18 protein-coding genes are annotated in these 17,851 nt (G+C 49.3%); 4 read left to right on the top strand and 14 right to left on the bottom strand.

Going from position 1 to position 17,851, the window contains the following annotated elements:
- Window positions 1–4: 4 nt before the first annotated feature.
- Entirely contained in the window at window positions 5–1,414 is a 1,410-nt protein-coding gene (gene thrC / locus DBY95_RS03485) for a threonine synthase (RefSeq protein WP_107723399.1), read from the bottom strand.
- 86 nt (window positions 1,415–1,500) lie between these two features.
- Window positions 1,501–1,875 (bottom strand): hypothetical protein, encoded by a 375-nt coding sequence (locus DBY95_RS03480; RefSeq protein ID WP_070824390.1) that lies wholly within the window; start codon window positions 1,873–1,875, stop codon window positions 1,501–1,503.
- 151 nt (window positions 1,876–2,026) lie between these two features.
- On the opposite strand from DBY95_RS03480, the gene DBY95_RS03475 reads away from it, so the two are divergent.
- From DBY95_RS03475 to DBY95_RS03460, 4 genes are all read left to right on the top strand, one after another.
- Window positions 2,027–3,334, top strand: a complete 1,308-nt coding sequence (locus tag DBY95_RS03475; protein WP_107723398.1) for a replication-associated recombination protein A — start codon at window positions 2,027–2,029, stop codon at window positions 3,332–3,334.
- Between the two features lie 101 nt (window positions 3,335–3,435).
- Complete coding sequence (locus tag DBY95_RS03470; RefSeq protein WP_107723397.1) at window positions 3,436–4,737, top strand: hemolysin family protein; 1,302 nt, start codon at window positions 3,436–3,438, stop codon at window positions 4,735–4,737.
- Window positions 4,738–4,796: 59 nt separating this feature from the next.
- Window positions 4,797–5,600, top strand: a complete 804-nt coding sequence (locus DBY95_RS03465; protein WP_234394580.1) for an RNA ligase family protein — start codon at window positions 4,797–4,799, stop codon at window positions 5,598–5,600.
- A 32-nt stretch (window positions 5,601–5,632) separates the two neighbouring features.
- A complete protein-coding gene (locus DBY95_RS03460) occupies window positions 5,633–6,766 on the top strand; it encodes an AAA family ATPase (protein ID WP_107723395.1) in 1,134 nt (377 codons plus the stop codon).
- A gap of 98 nt (window positions 6,767–6,864) precedes the next feature.
- Here the strand turns inward: DBY95_RS03460 and DBY95_RS03455 are convergent, their stop codons facing one another.
- From DBY95_RS03455 to DBY95_RS03400, 12 genes are all read right to left on the bottom strand, one after another.
- The gene (locus DBY95_RS03455) at window positions 6,865–7,170 is read right to left on the bottom strand and encodes a hypothetical protein (protein ID WP_003746349.1); all 306 of its coding nucleotides are present in this window, start codon (window positions 7,168–7,170) and stop codon (window positions 6,865–6,867) included.
- 26 nt (window positions 7,171–7,196) lie between these two features.
- Window positions 7,197–8,087 (bottom strand): NAD(+) kinase, encoded by an 891-nt coding sequence (locus DBY95_RS03450; protein ID WP_039863638.1) that lies wholly within the window; start codon window positions 8,085–8,087, stop codon window positions 7,197–7,199.
- A gap of 26 nt (window positions 8,088–8,113) precedes the next feature.
- Window positions 8,114–8,686: a ubiquinone biosynthesis accessory factor UbiJ gene (locus DBY95_RS03445; protein ID WP_003685523.1), complete on the bottom strand. Its 573-nt coding sequence runs from the start codon at window positions 8,684–8,686 to the stop codon at window positions 8,114–8,116.
- Between the two features lie 50 nt (window positions 8,687–8,736).
- On the bottom strand, window positions 8,737–9,510 hold the full coding sequence (locus DBY95_RS03440; RefSeq protein WP_107723394.1) for an NAD(P)-dependent oxidoreductase: 774 nt from the start codon (window positions 9,508–9,510) through the stop codon (window positions 8,737–8,739).
- Between the two features lie 89 nt (window positions 9,511–9,599).
- On the bottom strand, window positions 9,600–10,241 hold the full coding sequence (locus DBY95_RS03435; RefSeq protein WP_004519965.1) for a TetR/AcrR family transcriptional regulator: 642 nt from the start codon (window positions 10,239–10,241) through the stop codon (window positions 9,600–9,602).
- 18 nt (window positions 10,242–10,259) lie between these two features.
- Window positions 10,260–11,300 carry a UDP-N-acetylmuramate dehydrogenase gene (gene murB, locus DBY95_RS03430; protein WP_107723393.1) on the bottom strand — a complete coding sequence of 347 codons (1,041 nt, stop codon included), beginning with the start codon at window positions 11,298–11,300 and terminating at the stop codon, window positions 10,260–10,262.
- A gap of 46 nt (window positions 11,301–11,346) precedes the next feature.
- On the bottom strand, window positions 11,347–12,120 hold the full coding sequence (locus DBY95_RS03425) for an LEM-3-like GIY-YIG domain-containing protein (protein WP_107723392.1): 774 nt from the start codon (window positions 12,118–12,120) through the stop codon (window positions 11,347–11,349).
- A gap of 63 nt (window positions 12,121–12,183) precedes the next feature.
- Entirely contained in the window at window positions 12,184–13,563 is a 1,380-nt protein-coding gene (locus DBY95_RS03420; RefSeq protein ID WP_107723391.1) for an MATE family efflux transporter, read from the bottom strand.
- Window positions 13,564–13,666: 103 nt separating this feature from the next.
- Window positions 13,667–14,104 carry an acyl-CoA thioesterase gene (locus DBY95_RS03415; protein WP_004519960.1) on the bottom strand — a complete coding sequence of 146 codons (438 nt, stop codon included), beginning with the start codon at window positions 14,102–14,104 and terminating at the stop codon, window positions 13,667–13,669.
- Between the two features lie 27 nt (window positions 14,105–14,131).
- Window positions 14,132–15,061 carry a glycosyl transferase family 2 gene (locus DBY95_RS03410; RefSeq protein WP_107723390.1) on the bottom strand — a complete coding sequence of 310 codons (930 nt, stop codon included), beginning with the start codon at window positions 15,059–15,061 and terminating at the stop codon, window positions 14,132–14,134.
- Window positions 15,062–15,065: 4 nt separating this feature from the next.
- Window positions 15,066–15,791 carry a glycosyltransferase family 2 protein gene (locus tag DBY95_RS03405; protein WP_107723389.1) on the bottom strand — a complete coding sequence of 242 codons (726 nt, stop codon included), beginning with the start codon at window positions 15,789–15,791 and terminating at the stop codon, window positions 15,066–15,068.
- Between the two features lie 146 nt (window positions 15,792–15,937).
- A complete protein-coding gene (locus DBY95_RS03400) occupies window positions 15,938–17,704 on the bottom strand; it encodes an ABC transporter ATP-binding protein/permease (RefSeq protein WP_107723388.1) in 1,767 nt (588 codons plus the stop codon).
- Window positions 17,705–17,851 lie beyond the last annotated feature (147 nt).

The following is a 17,851-nucleotide window of genomic DNA, read 5'->3' as shown; positions in this document are numbered from 1 at the left end:
CCAGTTAAGCCAGGGCTTCCTTAATGATGTCTTTCACTGCCGTTGCATTATTAGGGACAACACGGACACGTTGCGGCAGGTTTTCCAAGCCTTCCAATGCGGCCGGACGGGGGATCGCAACTTTGCCGACCGCTTCATGGATGGTGGCTTCAAATTTGGCAGCCAATGCGGTTTCGAGGCAGACAATGGTTTCGCCGGCTTCGCGGACTTCACGGGCGACTTTAATGCCATCAGCAGTATGCGGATCAATCAATTCACGGTCTTGCTCGTAAACCTGTTTGATGGTGGCAAGGCGGTTGGCATGGGTCGATTTGCCGGAAACAAAGCCATATTGTTGATGTACTTTGTTTAAGGCAAATTCCAAATTAAAACCTTTACCGGAACCTACTTCAGCCCATAAGGTTTTGATTTCGTCTGCATCACGGTCCATCAGGTCAAACACAAAACGCTCGAAGTTGGAGGCTTTGGAAATATCCATAGACGGGCTGGAAGTAACGTGGGTGTGTTCGCTGTTGCGCGGGCGGTATGCGCCGGTTTTGAAAAATTCGTCCAATACGTCGTTTTCATTAGTGGCGACAATCAAGCGATGGATAGGCAGACCCATTTGGCGGGCGATATGGCCGGCGCAGACATTGCCGAAGTTGCCGCTTGGTACGCAGAAGCTGACTTTTTCGTCATTGCTCGAAGTGGCATTGAAATAACCGGCAAAGTAGTACACGACTTGGGCGACAATGCGGCCCCAGTTGATGGAGTTGACTGTGCCGATGTGGTATTTGGCTTTGAATTCGGCATCGTTTTGTACGGCTTTGACGATGTCTTGGCAGTCGTCAAACATGCCTTCAACAGCGATGTTGTGGATGTTGGCATCTTGCAAGCTGAACATTTGCGCGCGTTGGAATGCGCTCATTTTGCCTTCCGGAGACAGCATGAAGACATTGACGCCTTTTTTACCGCGCAGGGCATATTCGGCGGCAGAGCCGGTGTCGCCACTAGTGGCGCCTAAGATATTGAGTTCTTTGCCTTCTTTGTTCAATACATATTCAAACGCATTGCCCAAGAATTGCATGGCCATGTCTTTGAATGCCAAAGTCGGGCCGTTGGAGAGGGCTTGAATTTTGATGCCGTCTGAAAGTGTACGAACCGGAGTAATGGCTTTTGTGCCGAATACTTCTTCGGTGTAGGTACGGTTGATGATATCGCGTAAATCATCAGCAGGGATGTCGGTGGCAAACAGGCTCATGACTTCAAACGCCAACTCAGGATAGCTGAGTGTGCGCCATTGGTCTAAAGTAGCACGGTCGATTTGAGGGTATTGCTCAGGCAGCATCAAACCGCCGTCAGGAGCCAAGCCCATCAATAAAACTTCGCTGAATTGCTTGCGTGCGGTTGCACCGCGGGTGCTGATGTATTTCATGGTTTCTTCTCTATATATTTAAAATTCAAATAGAAAGTCAAAACGAATTCAGACGGCCTCGATATTAAAAAAGGCCGTCTGAACGATTATTTGTAGAGTCGTTTGAAGCAGGCGGTAACCGTTTTCGCGGTAACGGAAGCAATGGCCTGCTCGCGAGTTGCCGGGCTCAACACCTGCATCATTTCGGTTGCAGTCAATTGGTTTGGCGCTTCTTCGCTGGCGCAGCCGCAGATTTTATTTTCCCATTCGGCTTGTTTTTCCGCGCTCATGGCCAAAGCAATGACGCGCCATTCGTTACGTTTGTTCAATTCGGTACGGCATTGGCTGTCTACCGCCATTTTCACTACGCTGCTGCCGATACCTGTACCGCTGCCCAAACCGCCGAAAGATTCGCCGCCGGTAGCGCATGCACCCAATAAGAAAACTGATGTAACAGCTGCCAAAAGAGTTTTTGAAGTCATGATATTTCCTGTAAGCAAGGCCGTCTGAAACGCCCGAAGAATTCTCAAAATAGCGTGTATTATACCGTAATGCGGCCCGATATGTGAGTTTGCGAAACTGCCGTATAATGCTAGCGAGTTTTCTTTTCAATCAGCCAGCACGAAAGCCGCTATGTCCGACCTTTTTACCCGCCAACCCGAAGCCCCTTTAGCCGAACGCCTGCGCCCACATTCTTTAGACGATGTCATCGGGCAGCAGCACTTAATCGGCGAAGGCAAACCTTTGCGCGTGGCGGTCGAGGGTGGGAAGCCGCATTCTATGTTGCTGTGGGGGCCGCCGGGCGTGGGCAAGACGACGTTGGCGCGGATTTTAGCGCAGAGTTTCAATGCCCAGTTTCTGCCGGTTTCCGCCGTATTTTCCGGCGTAAAAGACATACGTGAGGCAATTGAGAAAGCTGAAATTGCCTTGCAGCAAGGGCATGCGACGATTTTGTTTGTTGACGAGGTACACCGCTTCAACAAAGCGCAGCAGGACGCATTTTTGCCTTATGTCGAAAGTGGTTTATTAACCTTTATCGGTGCTACCACGGAGAATCCGTCATTTGAAGTCAATCCGGCATTACTCAGTAGGGCGCAGGTGTATGTCTTGCAATCCTTGTCTTCAGACGACCTGAAGAAGCTGATTGCCAAAGTATTGGCTTTGCCTGAATACCAAGATTTCACGATTGAAGCAGACGCGCAAGAATTGCTTGTGAATACTGCCGATGGCGATGCGCGCAGATTGTTGAACTTGATCGAGCAGCTTTTACGCGCCGCTAATACACGCCGTCTGAAAACCTTAACTGCTGAATTTCTTGCCGATAGTTTGGGTGCGCAAATCCGTCGTTTTGATAAGGGTGGCGAGAGTTTCTACAATCAGATTTCCGCGCTGCACAAATCCGTACGCGGTTCGCATCCTAACGCGGCATTGTATTGGTTCTGCCGTATGCTCGACGGCGGTACCGACCCGCGCTATCTTGCCCGCCGCATTGTCCGCATGGCATGGGAAGATATCGGTTTGGCCGATCCGCGTGCCTTAACGATTGCCAATGATGCCGCCACTACTTATGAGCGCTTAGGCTCGCCAGAAGGGGAGCTCGCTTTGGCTCAAGCCGTGTTGTATCTCGCTGCCGCCGCCAAATCCAATGCAGGCTATAAGGCATACAACCAAATGCGCCGCTTTGTCCAAGAAAACGCCAGCGACGAAGTACCTGTCCACCTGCGCAATGCCCCGACCAAACTGATGAAAGAATTGGGCTACGGACGTGAATACCGCTACGCCCATGACGAACCAAATGCCTACGCCACCGGCGAAAGCTATATGCCCGATGGCTTGGACGAACCGGATTTCTATCAACCTGTCCCGCGCGGGCTGGAAATTAAAATTGGCGAAAAGCTGAAATGGCTGAAATCCTTGGATGAAGATGCGCTGGATGATTAAAACAATAAATGTACATAATACAAATCTAAGATCAAATTGAATTTTTCAGACGGCCTTTGCTGTTTGAATATTTTTAACCTATACCATACACACATATTTTCATGAATATTTTTGAAGCCTTATTATTATTGTGCCTGCTGATTGTCATTAGCGCGTTTGTGTCCTGTTCCGAACTTGCGCTTGCTTCGGCACGCAAAATCAAATTGCAGGTCATGGCGAAAGACGGCGGCGATACGCGTGCGCTTGACGTAATCAATATGCAGCAGCAGCCGGGCAGTTTTATTACCGTTGTTCAAATCGGTTTGAACGCCGTCGCCATTCTTGCCGGTATCGTTGGCGAGGCGGCAATACGTCCGTATTTTGGCAAACTTTTGGAGAACGCAGGCAGTTGGGGCAGCACAGTTGCCTCTTTGCTGACATTCTCGCTGGTTACAGGCAGCTTTATTTTAATTGCCGACCTGATGCCCAAGCGTATGGCAATGACCCATCCCGAAGCGGTGGCGGTACGCATTGTCCGTCCGATGATGTTTTTGATTTTTATCTTAAAGCCCCTTGTCTGGGTTTTTGACGGATTGGCAAACGCAATATTCAAACTCTTTAAAATCTCAACCGTCCGTCAGGAGCAGCTGACCTCGGAAGATATTTATGCCGTCGTTGATGCAGGCGCGCAGGCTGGTGTATTGAAAGAACAAGAACACTATCTGATTGAAAACATTTTTGATATGCAGGAGCGCACGGTCACTTCCACCATGAGTACGCGCGAATATATCGCCTATTTTGACAAACATGACGACAGCGATACTGTGTTGGAAATGATGTCGGACAAACCGCACAACAAATTCCTCGTATGCGACGGTGATTTGGAACGTGTCATCGGCTATATCGAATCGCATACGTTGCTGACCTTATTTTTAAGAGAAAAAGATGTCCGGCTGACCGACAAGCGCGTGTTGCGTAAAGCCTTGTTTATCCCCGATACGCTGTCGCTTTACGATGTCTTGGAAACCTTCAAGACTTCTGGCGAAGACTTTGCCGTCGTAGTGAACGAATACGCGCTGGTGGTCGGTGTGGTAACGCTGAAAGATGTGATGAGCATTGTGATGGGCGAGCTGGTCAATACCGAAGAAGAGCCGCAAATCATCCGCCGTACCGAAGACACATGGTTGGTGGACGGCGCGACCCCGCTCGCCGATGTCATGCGTGCGTTGGATATCGAAGAGTTTCCCGATTCGGAAAACTACGAAACCATCGCCGGCTTTATGATGTATTCCCTGCGTAAAATCCCGAAGCGTACGGATTTTCTGGTTTATGCCGGTTATAAGTTTGAAATCATCGATACTGAAAATTTGAAAATCGACCAGCTTTTGGTTTCTAAACAAGGAAATATAGTGGGGAAAATGTAACAAGTCGCTGGGAATACTTGAAAAGAAAATTAAAAAATGAATAAAAAGGAAAAAATATTATGACGACAACCGAACCTCAAAAATACGCCCGCAGCCTGCACGCGCCCATCAGCCTCGGTACTACTTCTGACGACCGTTTTATGCCGCGCGGCTTTCTTTCATATTTTGCCTCACTGCCGAAATTGGTTTTAACCGAAAAATTAGATGGGCAAAACAACTGCTTTGCCGCACACGGCCTCTATGCCCGTAGTCATGCTGCGCCTACCCAGCATCCGTGGGATAAACCTTTGCTGCAACGATGGCAGCAAATCAAAGATGATTTAGGCGATCTGGAACTTTTTGGCGAGAATCTGTATGGCATTCATTCGATTGCCTATTCACAACTGGAAAGCTATTTTTACCTGTTTGCAGTCCGCCGTGGCGGACATTGGCTTTCATGGGAAGAGGTTAAATTTTATGCGCAGCTGTTTGATTTTCCGACTGTACCAGAAATCCCCATTGTCCAGCCGCTTGCAGATTTCACTCAAAAATACGCCAATGAAGATATTGCTTTAGCGCAATGGCTTGCCGCTAATTTGGGGGAGACGTGGACGGACAGCGTACAAACTGCCGGCAAGCTTGGCGGCTACGATCCGAAAACAGGAGCGGCTTGCAGTGAAGGTTTTGTTATCCGTAATGCAACTGATTTTGCCACCAACAACGGCAACCTGCCTGTTCAATCCAATGAATTTGATAATCTTTTCAAATTGGTGCGAGCCAAACACGTTAAAACCGACGTTCATTGGACGAAAACTTGGAAGCCTGCCCGTCTTATCGATTACGACAAATACCATTGGCAAAGCTGGCAGTTTCAGACGGCCTGAAGTCCAATTATCTAATAATAAGAAAGACAATTATGTGGACATTCCCATATTACATACCCGGTCAACTTCCTGATTGGCAAGCCTTAGAACGTCGTTTCAGCTGGTTTGCCGATATGAAGGACGTTCCGCAAGACCCTGAGTGGCATGCCGAAGGCGATGTATTTACGCATACCAAAATGGTATGCGAAGCCCTTTTACAACTGCCCGAGTTCCAAGCGCTTGATGGACAGGAGCAGCATATTCTGTTTGCTGCCGCCATGCTGCATGATGTGGAAAAACGCAGTACGACCAAGAGTGAAATAGAAAACGGCAAAGAGCGTATCGTTTCGCCGCATCACGCAAAAAAAGGTGAGCATACCGCCCGTACTTTGCTGTATACCGAACTTGCCGCTCCATTTGCCGTAAGAGAAGCAATCGCCAAACTCGTGCGCTTGCACGGATTGCCCTTATGGGCGATTAATAAGCCTAATCCTGATCGAGCTGTCATAGTGGCCAGTTTGCAGGTCAATACTGCGCATCTTGCCATGCTTGCTAAAGCTGATGTACTGGGTCGTATATGTTGCGATCAACAGGATATTTTGCTGCGCATTGATTTGTTTCGTGAACTCTGTGAAGAAAACGCTTGTTGGGGTAAGGCACGTACGTTCGCCAGCTACTACGGACGCTATCTCTATCTTAACGGCCGTAGCGAAATGCCGGATTATCAGCCATTTGATGATCAGACCTTCGATGTGTACGCCATGTGCGCCATAGCAGGTAGCGGCAAAGACAGTTACATCAGGCAACATCTTGCCCATCTGCCTATGCTGTCGCTGGATGAGATTCGCCGTGAGCGCAAACTCAATCCTGCAGATTCCAAACATACCGCCGAAGCAGTGCGTTTGGGTAAAGAGCAGGCAAAAGAATACCTGCGAGCCCGTACGTCATTTGTCTTTAATGCGACCAATCTTAACCGCGACCTGCGCAGCAAATGGCTGCCGATGTTTGCCGATTACGGCGCACGTGTGCATCTCATTTATTTGGAAGTGCCTTACACGCAATTACTATCGCAAAACCGTAACCGCGAACATTCTGTTCCGAATGATGTGTTGCACCGCATGATAGAAAAGCTGGAAATCCCTGATTACAGTGAAGCGCATACAGTGGATTTTGTAGTCTCTTCTTAAAAAGTAAAGGGTTTTTGTAAGTAGGCCGTCTGAAACAATCTAATGTTTCAGACGGCCTTTTTATGAAATTAAAATTACTAGAGCTAAGGGGAAGGTCTTTATTCGCAATTTAAGCCTTTTGTTTTTTCAGCGAATGTATCCATGGCAATTTGGCACATGCGTTCACGTTGGCCTACGTCGGCAGCAGGCAGGATTTGGCGCAGGTATTTTGTGTTGTCACGTTGGAACGATGCTTTATCGCCTGCTTTTTGATAACACGCATCCGCGCGGGTAAAGTATTGCTGGCAGATTTTCGGCAATTCTTCAAAGGACAAGGGTTTGCTTTTGTGCATACCGTGTGCGGAGACGGAGAGGGAGGAAAGGGCGCACAGCGCGATTATTAAGGTTTGGGAAATGGTTTTCATGGTCAGCCTGTTTATTGAAGTGGTGTTTAAATCAATTGTTCGCCCCAATGCAGCTTTTGGCGCAGGGTTTTGAAGTATTGGTAATCGGTGGGATGGAGGACGCGCAAGGGGTTGTGATAGCGGCGGATGATGATGCGGTCGAAGTTTTGTACGTCGATATGGGATTGTCCGTCAAAATGTGCGCGTGCGTCGCCGCTTTTGGTGATGAGGATTTCGATCACGCTGGTGTCGGAGATGGCAATCGGACGGTTGGTCATGGATTGCGGGCAGATAGGCACAAGCGTGAAGGCGTGCAGACCGGCCTGCATGATGGGGCCTCCGGCGGCAAGCGCGTAGGCAGTCGAACCTGTCGGCGTGGAAATAATCAGACCGTCCGAACGTTGGGTATAGACAAATTCTTGATTGATAAAGACTTCAAATTCGATCATTTGGCCTGCGCCGCCACGAGATAGTACGGTGTCGTTGAGGGCGAGGGCGCGTTCGATGGTTTCGCCGTCACGAATGATGCTGGCTTCGATGAGGATGCGCTCTTCGGGCAGATATTTGCCTTCCAGTACTGGGCGGATGCCCTCAACCATGGTGTCGCGTGAGATTTGGGTAAGAAAACCCAAGTGGCCTTGATTGATGCCGATAATGGGAACGGCGCGCGGGGCGACTTCGCGGGCGGCGGAGAGGAAAGTGCCGTCGCCGCCGAGTACAACGACGAGGTCGCAATATTTGCCCAGCTGGGCTTTGTTTACGGTTTCGCAGTAGGCGGAATCTTGGATATAGACGCAGTGTTCTTCTACGCTCAATTCATCCAGATAGATGGTGAAGCCGTTTTCGCGCAGAAAAGAAACCAATGTGTGGACGGTATCTTGAATTTCGGGCGTATTGGGACGTGTAACGATACCGATGTTTTTAAATGGGCTTTTCATGTAATAGGCCGTCTGAAATTAAGTATTTAATCTATCCAGATATCGCGCTCGAGGCGGTCGAGGCGTTCGTTTAGGCGAGCAACGTCGTCACGCAGTTTGTCCACTTCTTCCAACCATGCGGCAAGCGTGGCTTGGTCGATAACAGGAGATTCGGGTTCGCGTGAGAAGTCGCTGATTTGTTCGGCAATGCTTTTGCCGATTTTTTTCATGGTGCGGCCGATATCGCCGGCGCGCGAGCTGATACTTTCTGCGGCCACATGACCGAATACACGCGCCAAATCGTCGCTTGGATAATAGCGCAGTCCACCCAAAATAGGAAGGACGGACATGCCCAATACCAAGTCGCCTTCGAGGCTGATGTCGCCCACTCCGGGCTGGCCGCCTTGGAGGATTTTTTGGATGGCGCTGTTGTGGAATGTGATGTTGGTGTCGGCGGTTTCGTTTGCGGTTTCAAGAAAACCTTGTTCGCTGATGCGTCCGGTCAGTCTGAAACCGGTCAGGCTGATGCAGATGATGCTGCCTGCAAATTCAGACAGCTCGCGCTGTTGCTCTGGATTTTGCTGTATCAGGTGGTTGATAAGGGGAAATAGGGCGGACATGGTTTACTCTAAATGCCGTCTGAAACGGATTAATGGGTTGAGTCGCAATTTTACAGGCTTAGCCCGTCTGCGCAAACGGTATTTACAATTTTGCCGTTGCTTTTGTCATCAACGATGAAATCAGGAGCCGGCAGGCCGAGTTTGGCCGCTTCGGCGGTATAAAATTCGGCCCGGCTTGGGTGGCGGGGTTCGACAATATTGCGGATACGCTTGCCGTCAGCTTGGCAGGCCGTCTGAAAAAGGACTTGGACGGCAAGATCCTTATGAAGAATATTGACGGGTTGATTGCCGCCTTGAATGCGTGTTTTTTGAACCAGCTTGGTAATGGGATGACGGTCGGCAGAATAAAGTCCGCCCAGTCGCAGTATGTCGATATGGGGGACGGTACTTTCAAGCAAGGCTTGCTCGACTGTGAGGATTTGACGGGCGGATTCGGTTTGCGGATCGGGCGGCGTGGTTTCATTGCATATGCGTGCTTGGTCGCCATACACGCTGGTGCTGCTGGTAAAGATGATGTGTTGTACCTTAGATTGCTCGGCAAGTTGAATCCATTTTTTCAGGGTATCGGCGTAATGGTTTAATGACGAAGGCGGAAGCAGGCAAAACCATGTCGGTTTGTTGATATGGTTTTGCCATAAGGTTGAACTGTGAAAAATATCGTTTTGGTTTAAATCGATAATGTCGAGTTCAATCGGCAGATTGATATCATCGGAAGTCAGATTGCGTTTGACGGCGGCTACCTGACTGCCTTGCTCATAACATTTTTGCGCCAGCGGCAGGCCGAGATAGCCTAAGCCGAGAATGGAAATATCGGGAAGGTGCATAAATAAAGCATCCGAAAATTAACAGGCCGCCTGAAAATAGCTTTAACTTGGTTAAAGCCACGTTTTCAGACGGCCTTTGTATGGAAAAATTAATGGTTGCTGCCGATTTTTTGGTCGAATTCGGCACGGTGTTCCGGCAGGAGGTAAGGGCGCAACAGGCTGAGTGTGCGGCTGATGCCTCGTACTTTGGAATCTTCGGTCAACTTGGCGCGGCCGCGCAGGGAGCTGTCGAAGTCGAACCAGTATTTTGTCACCATCCACATATTGACGGCAAGGTCATTCATGGCGGTTTGGTCTGCGCTGATGATGTTCAGGCCGTTGAGCTGGGTCAGCAGGTTGACCAACAGCGGGGAAACTTTGGCTTGGGTAAAGGTATTGTGTTCGCCCAATAATTCGGCACTGCGGGCAAGCAGGGTATTCACATCGCTGAAAAGGAAACGGTATTCCCACATCACATCATAAATACCGGCCATGTAGTTGATGGAGTCTTCAACATTAGACGGCAATACGGCTTCGTTAAGGTAGACAAGCAGGGCTTCGCTGTAACGCTTGAACAATTGGACGATAATTTCGTCTTTGTTGCGGAAATGGTAGTAGAGGTTGCCCGGGCTGATGCCCAAGTGGGCGGCAATATGGTTGGTGCTGATATTGCGCTCGCCTTCTTCGTTGAACAAGGCGAGGCTGGCATTGATGATTCGTGTGTAAGTGTTGACTTTAGCAATGCGCGGCATGGGATACACTCCTTTGTTTTATAGGCTGTATGAAGTCGGCAGCCAGTTGGGTTCTGCGTGTAATTCTACCTGAAATTGAGTAAATACTGTATTACAAACATATTGTGCCAGCTGGTGGACATCTTGCGCGGACGCGTTGTTTTTATTCACCAAAACCAAAGCCTGTCTGTCATGTACTGCCGCACCGCCGATCTGATGGCCTTTCAGACGGCATTGGTCAATCAGCCAGCCGGCCGCGAGTTTGACCGAACCGTCAGGCTGCGGATAGCGTGGCATATTGGGGTATTGCTGCAACAAATCGGCAGCTTTTTCAGCGCTGACAACTGGGTTTTTAAAGAAACTTCCGACATTACCAAGCACGTTAGGATTAGGCAGTTTACTGTTGCGGATTGCACACACTGCGTCGGAAACATCTTTGGCCGTCGCCTCGCGGCCTTGGCTCAGCTTGGCAACCGCTGCCGCCAAATCGCCATAGCCCAAGTTCGGCACAAAATGCTCTTTTAACGCAAATACAACCGAAACAATCACATAACGTCCCTTGCCTTCCTGTTTGAACAGGCTTTCACGATAGGCAAAGTCACAGTCGGCATTGGAAAGCTCGACAAAGGTTTCTGTATCCAAATCAAAGCAGCGAACGCTATGGATAACATCTTTGACTTCAACGCCGTATGCGCCGATGTTTTGTACTGGAGACGCGCCGACCGTGCCCGGAATCAGGCTGAGGTTTTCCAGCCCGCTTAAACCCAGTCCAACCGTATGCAAAACAAAATCATGCCAAATTTCCCCGGCTTGAGCTTCGATATAAACCAGGCCATCTGAACGCTCAATTTCGCGTATTCCCTTGTTTTCCATATGCACAACCAGACCGGTATAGTCCTCCATCAAAAGGATATTGCTGCCGCCGCCGAGCCATAAAACAGTATCTCGGTTGAACTCGGGCAGTCGGACGATGTCGCGCAATTCATCGGCGTGTTCGAGCGCGATAAAGGCTTGGGCTTGGGCGCGAAGACCGAAAGTGTTGTAGGGGGTGAGGTCGGTTTGGTATTGGATGGGTTGCATGATGATTTGTGATTTTGTGGATTCGGGTCGTCTGAAAACTTACTGTTTAACAATTACGATAGGTAATGGGGTTTTGGGGCGCTTTATAGTTTTCTTGGGAAGAATAGGTCAGCTTATTCACGATTTCTTCATAAATTTTGGAGTCATCTGGTAACGGCTTGCCTTCAAACATCCAACGACCTTGAATAATATCGTCGGCGGAAATCCATCTTTCGATTTCATATACTGCTAATGTCCAGCCGCGATAGACTGCAACTGCATATTTTGCTTTTTCACGCCTGCTTCCGATTTTCCAATATTTCCGTGTGCGCTCATAAATTTCCTTATGCCTATCGGCTTCAGGAATATTCCCTGATCTGATGTCTTTTTTCAGTTTCTCGTATTCGTTATTAATCGTAATTAAAACAATGGGTTTGTCAGTTTTTAATTCTTGCGCATCATATTTTCGTTTTAATTCGGACAAGCTCATCAATCCTACTTCAGAAGAATGCGTGCCGCCTTGAATATTAGTCAGCGGCTGCTGGCTCGGCTTGACTAGGGAGAGTAGGTCTATTGCCATTGCTTCATATTCAAAAGCCTGTTTGTCTGTTTGGATGTTGTGCCGCAGAATGTAATACACGGGCTGGTTTCCGCTTTTATGTATTTCCCTAATCAAAGCAATTTTATCACTTGGCGTTTCTGTTTCTTGTAATGAACCTAGGGCATGATGGAAAACGCGATTGCCCACGCCTTTACCTACATAGAAAATATTGCCATCTCTAGGGTCAATCAAGCAATAAATATAGTAAGCAAGTTTTTCTATAATGGAAGTTGAAAACATTTTTTTCCTTAAGAGTGAATAAGCCGTAAATGAAATATCAATGGAGGTCGTCTGAAAGAAATTTCAGACGGCCTTATGTGATTTGACCATCTCTTTACTGCAAAGCTCCAGGCACCATACCAATGCGATGGCGGCAATCGTCAGTGAAGCGGTCAGCGCGGTCCAGAAGCCGTAAATGCCCATATCGACATGATAGGCAAGCAGGTAGCCGGGCAACAGGCCGCAACCCCAGAAAGCCACGGCATGGATGAACATCGGCATTTTGGTCACTTTATAGCCGCGCAGCGCATATGAAGCGATACATTGGGTGGCGTCTGCCAGTTGGAATAGGGAGGCGAAAAATAAAACGGTCGCGGCAATGCCCAATACGGCCGCATCGTTGGTGTACATACCGGCCAACTGAAAGCGAAAGATGACCAAGAGCAGTGCGGTGCAGGTAGCAAGTACCCAGCCCAACACCAGCGACACGCCTGAAATATAACGCGCCCGCAAAAAATCGCGCCGTCCGAGCGAAAAGCCAACGCGTACAGTGCTTGCAGAGCCGACGCTTTGCGGAACCATATACAAAATGCCCGACAGGCTGATGACGACTTGTTGCGCGGCGACATAATCCTCGCCGAATGGCGCCACCAAAAAGACGATAAACGAAAACGCGCTGGCTTCTAAAAAATAAGACAAGCCGATGGGTGCGCCGATTTTCCAAATTTGTTTGAAGGCCGCCAAATCGGGTTTGCCAATTTTTGCCGTCAAACCAAACGGACGGAAGAATTTTCCTTTGGCGATATAAAGCCACAAAGCCAATGCGCTGAACCAAAATACCGCTGCCGTTGCCACACCGCAACCTGCGCCGCCCAAAGCAGGCATACCGAATTTGCCGTAAACGAACACATAGTTCAGCGGCACATTCAATACAAATGCCGCGAAGCTGACCAACATAATCACGCGCGGACGGTTCAAGCTGGAGGCATAGGCGTGCAGGGCGCGGTGTATCATGGCGGCCGGCATTGCCAAGCTGGTAAAGAACATATATTGCGCCATCGTGTCTTCGACATAATCGTTCAATGTCAGCCAATGACGGAACGGCGTAATCATCGCCCACATCAACAGCATACCAAATACGCCCAAACACAAGCCAAACCAAATGCCCTGCATTCCTGTTTTGCCGACTTCTTCGGTTTTACCTGCACCGTACAGCTGGGCAATCATCGGGTTCAACGCCGCCATTACACCCATAAAAGTAATGTAAATCGTAGAAAACGCGCTGCTGCCCAAAGCCACCGCGGCCAAATCTTCCTTACCTGCGCCACCGGCCATCACCGTATCGACAAAACCAATACCCACTTGCGCCACTTGGGCCAACAGCATAGGCAGGGCGAGGGCGGTAAGCAGGCGGGTTTCTTTTAAGAAAACAGGAAAGGCAAAGCGGTTGAGGTTCAGTAGCATAAGTGTGTGTGGATTGAGGATAAAGGCCGTCTGAAACAGAAACGTAAAATTATAAAGGGTAATGCTGATAAGCAGGCAATATGTTGTTTAATCGATAAATTTTTCAGACGGCCTTAAATGTCGGATGTCTTTTTACTGCTTCCAACCAGCTGTCCGGCGTTTGAAACTGCATCAGGCCGTCTGAAAGCGACACCGCGGCTTGGGTAGTCGAAGCGCGGGTCAGTTTTTCATTGGTTTCAGCATCGTAAATGGTGTAATCGATACGCAGGCAGCTTTCGATTTCGACAATGTCCATATCAACGCGGATTTTTTGGCCGAAACGGGCAGGGCGGATGTATTTGAGGTTCATCTGCACAATCGGCCAGCTGTACCCTTGCCGTCCCATTTCGTTGTAGTCATAACCGATGGAAGACAGAAAAGCACAACGCGCGGTTTCAAGGTATTTGACATAGTTGCCGTGCCACACGATGTGCATGGCATCTACGTCAAAAAAAGGAACTTCGGTTTCAAAGCTGTGTTGGCAGTAGATGTGTTTTTTCATGGTTTAAAAGTGTAAGTGTGATTGGTTTCAGACGGCGTCTTCGCCCCAAAAATCATAAAAATTGAACCATTGTAGCGGATTTTGCGCACATTCTTGCGCCAAAATGTCGGCAAAACCCTGCATTGCGTCTTTGACGGCAGCCTCGCGGTTGCCGCGTTTCCAGCTGGAAGTATCGGTAAAGCGACGCAGTTTCAAATGATAGCGGCCGTTTTGTTTGACGCAAAACAGTGTATTTACCTGTGTTTTTAAAAGTGAAGCCAACAGCCATGCGCCTTGCGGCATAGGGGCGGTATGGCCTAAGAAATTAATGTCGGCGGTTTTCTCGCCGCGTACAGGCACGCGGTCGGCCGCGATGGCAATCCATTCGCCGTTTTCGATACGGCTGTTCAATTCCATCATCAGGGTGGTGTCCAAATCTGTTACTTGAATCAGACGGATATGATCTGCGCCGGCTTTTTGCAATGCCTCGTTAAATGCCTGTGCGTGTTTGCTGTGCACCAATACATTGAGTCTGAAATCTTTATGGTGCGACACCAGCGCACGGCAAACTTCGGTATTGCCCAAGTGCGAACAGGCAAAAATCTGGCCGCGTTCGTTGCGCTTGACTTGCGAATAGATGTCGTCCGGATCTTCAATCACCAAATCTTCATAACGGATTTTGCGTTGCCACACGGCAAAACGGTCGCAAACTGCTTCGCCAAATGCGACGAATTGTTTGAATATGCTGTGTTTCGGCAGGACGATATGGGGAAAGGCCGTCTGAAGACGGGTTTGATACCGCAGGATATGGCGGCGCGGTTTGGGTGCGGTTGCATAAAAATACAGCACCACAAACCAAATACACGGCCTCATGAAAAAAGCCGGCAGATAGCGCACCATCAATGTGGTCAGAGCGAGAAACAGGCGGCTGCCGCGTTCTGGCTGCGCCGCCCAATGGGTTTGTTTATTATCGGTCATGGTTTCAGACGGCCTTTCCGAAAACTTTACCCAATCGGTGTTTCAACATACCGAAAAACAGCCGTGTGTGCATTTTGCTGATGCGGACATTGTCGGCAAAGGCATCGAAATGGGACACGCCGTCGGCGGCGTATTGGACGGGCGTTTTAATCCAAACCGGTTTGACGTCACGCCAGTAGAGGCGGATAAGGATTTCCGTGTCGAAGTCCATGCGGTCGCCTACAGTTTCTTCGCGGACAACGGATAGCGCGGGTGCAAGCGGATAGAGGCGGAAGCCGCACATGCCGTCTTTGATGTCGCATGACCAAGTGTGCAACATATTCCAAAAGTCGGTAATTTTGCGTCCGTAAAGCCGTGCTTTGGGAGCATCATTGCCGTATTGCGGCCAGCCGCAAACAACGGCTTCGGGATTTTGTTCTGCTGCGGCGAGGAGTTTGGGAGTGTCGCTCAAGCAATGCTGACCGTCTGCATCAACCTGCAAGACGTGGGTATAGCCATGTTCTTGAGCGTATTCCAAGCCGGTTTTGACCGCTGCGCCTTTGCCGCCGTTGATTGGACGGTAAAGGACATCAATGCTGTCTGAAACCAAAGCCTGCAATACAGGTTTGCATTCTTCGCGTGAACCGTCGTCCACAATTAAAACGTTTAAACCGAAGCCGCGCATGGTTTGGGCAACGTGGCTGATGGTGGTCGGATGGTTGTAATGTGGAATGAGGGCCAGGGTTTTCATAAATATTTTTTAGACGACGTTAACACAATGCAGAGTATAGCAAATAAACATGCCATAGCGTTTGAAAAGGCCGTCTGAAACGGTGAGGACAAAATCGTTTGATTTCGTTTTTCACTGTTTCAGACGGCCTTTGGTATGCCATTAATTCAGCATTGTACATGACCGACATCGAGGCAAAAATCATGGAATTCATTGAGCGTGCTGCGGTGGCCGATGCTGATGATGATGCTGTCGGGCAGTTTTTGTTTTAAGGCGCGGTAGAGCATGGCTTCGGTCGGTTCGTCCAAGGCTGCGGTGGCTTCGTCGAGCAGGATGACTTTGGGCTGCGAGAGCAGGGCGCGGACGAAGGCGACGCGTTGCAGTTCGCCCGGGGAGAGTTTATGCTGCCAGTCATCGGTTTTATCTAATTTATCGACCAGATAACCTAATCGGCAGGTATTCATGGCTTCGATCAGTTCGGGATGTTGTTTGTCGATGTCGGGATAACAAATCGCATCGCGCAGGCTGCCTTGCGCTGTGTACGGGCGTTGCGGCAGGAAGAGGATGTCTTGATGCGGCGGATGGCTGACTTTACCGCTGCTGCCGAAAGGCCAAAGCCCTGCCAGCGTGCGCAGCAACGAAGTTTTTCCGCAACCGCTAGGACCGCGTATCAGCAGGGAATTGCCGCTTTTGAGGTTGATGTTGATACCGTCTAATAAAACTTCGCCGTTGTGGCGGTATAGGGCAACGTTTTCCAAGATCAGGCCGTCTGAAACTTCGGTAAGGTCGGGTTGTCGTGCGGTGTGTTTTTCTTCCGTACTCAGCAAAAAGCCGTACAGACGCTCCAGTCGGGCGCGGTAGGCGGTGAATTTGTTGTAGAACATCCGGAAGAAAGACAGCGCGTTTTGCAGTCGTGCGAAGGCTTGGACAGTCTGCTGGATATCGCCGATTTTGATTTGTCCGGCAAACAGGCGCGGAGCTTGCAAAATGATGGGGAAGAGTTTGATGCCGTTGGTGAACATATCGTTAAAGCCGCTCAGGCAGACGCTTTGTCGCGCAATGCGCCAACGGTTGCGGATAATGGCTTTAAAGCGGTTGGAAAGCTGGTCGTGTTCGTGTTTTTCGCCGCTGTAAAACGCCACGCTTTCGGCGTGGTCGCGCACGCGGATGAGGGAATAACGATAGTCGCCGTTGAGCTTTTCGTTTTCATAGTTGTAACGAATCAACGGGTTGCCTATCCACATGGCGATAAAGGTCGCCAAAATCACAAACATATAGACAAACCAAACGATGCCGTGCGGAATGTCAAAGCCAAACACGGTCAGGATGCCTGCCAAGCCCCACAAAACAACGGCAAATTCCAGCGAGGTAACGACCGAGTTGACCATGCCGCGCACAAATTCTATGGTCGAGGCGATGAAATCCTGTGCGTCCTGTTGGATACGCTGGTCGATGTTGTCCGGCGCGTGGCGGCGCATTTGCAGGCGGTAGTAGTTTTTGTCGGCAAGCCAGCGTGAAGTCAAAACTTCATTGAGCCGCTCCGACCATTTAATCGCTAAGCCTTGATCGAGAAAGTCGTTGACGACGTTGTTAAACGCCCGTATCAACACCACGCCTGCATTCATCGCTGCAAACATCCAAAACGCGGAGGCATTCAAATCCTGCATCGAGTCGTAAAGCCCTTTGGACATAAAGGTACTCAACACATTCAGCCGCACTTCGGTTAACAGCAGCGTAATCATCGCCGTAATCAGCAGCAATACTTTAACTGCACTTTTCGGTGTCAAGCAAAGGCGCAGGATATAGCTAAACTCGCGCCCGAAGCGTGTGTTGCGTGCAAAAAACAGAATTACCGCCGAGGCTGCAGCGACCATCAATAAGGTCTGCAATAGCCAAGACGGCGTGGAATAAAGCTCGATTTGCCATTTTTGCATGGGGTGTTCTCTGAAAGGAAGTAAAGGCCGTCTGAAAGGACGGCAAATTTATTTGACTATGGTAACTGTAATAATAGTTTTCTGAACTGTTGTATTTTTTGTGTTTACAAACGGTTCTTATTTGTTTTTATGGAAAGCGGAAATCTT

The sequence above is a fragment of the Neisseria subflava genome, from assembly GCF_003044935.1.
In the GTDB taxonomy this organism is placed as follows: Bacteria; Pseudomonadota; Gammaproteobacteria; order Burkholderiales; family Neisseriaceae; genus Neisseria; species Neisseria subflava_E.
The sequence above is the reverse complement of the archived record's forward strand: the minus strand, read 5'-3'. Positions and strand labels throughout refer to the sequence as shown.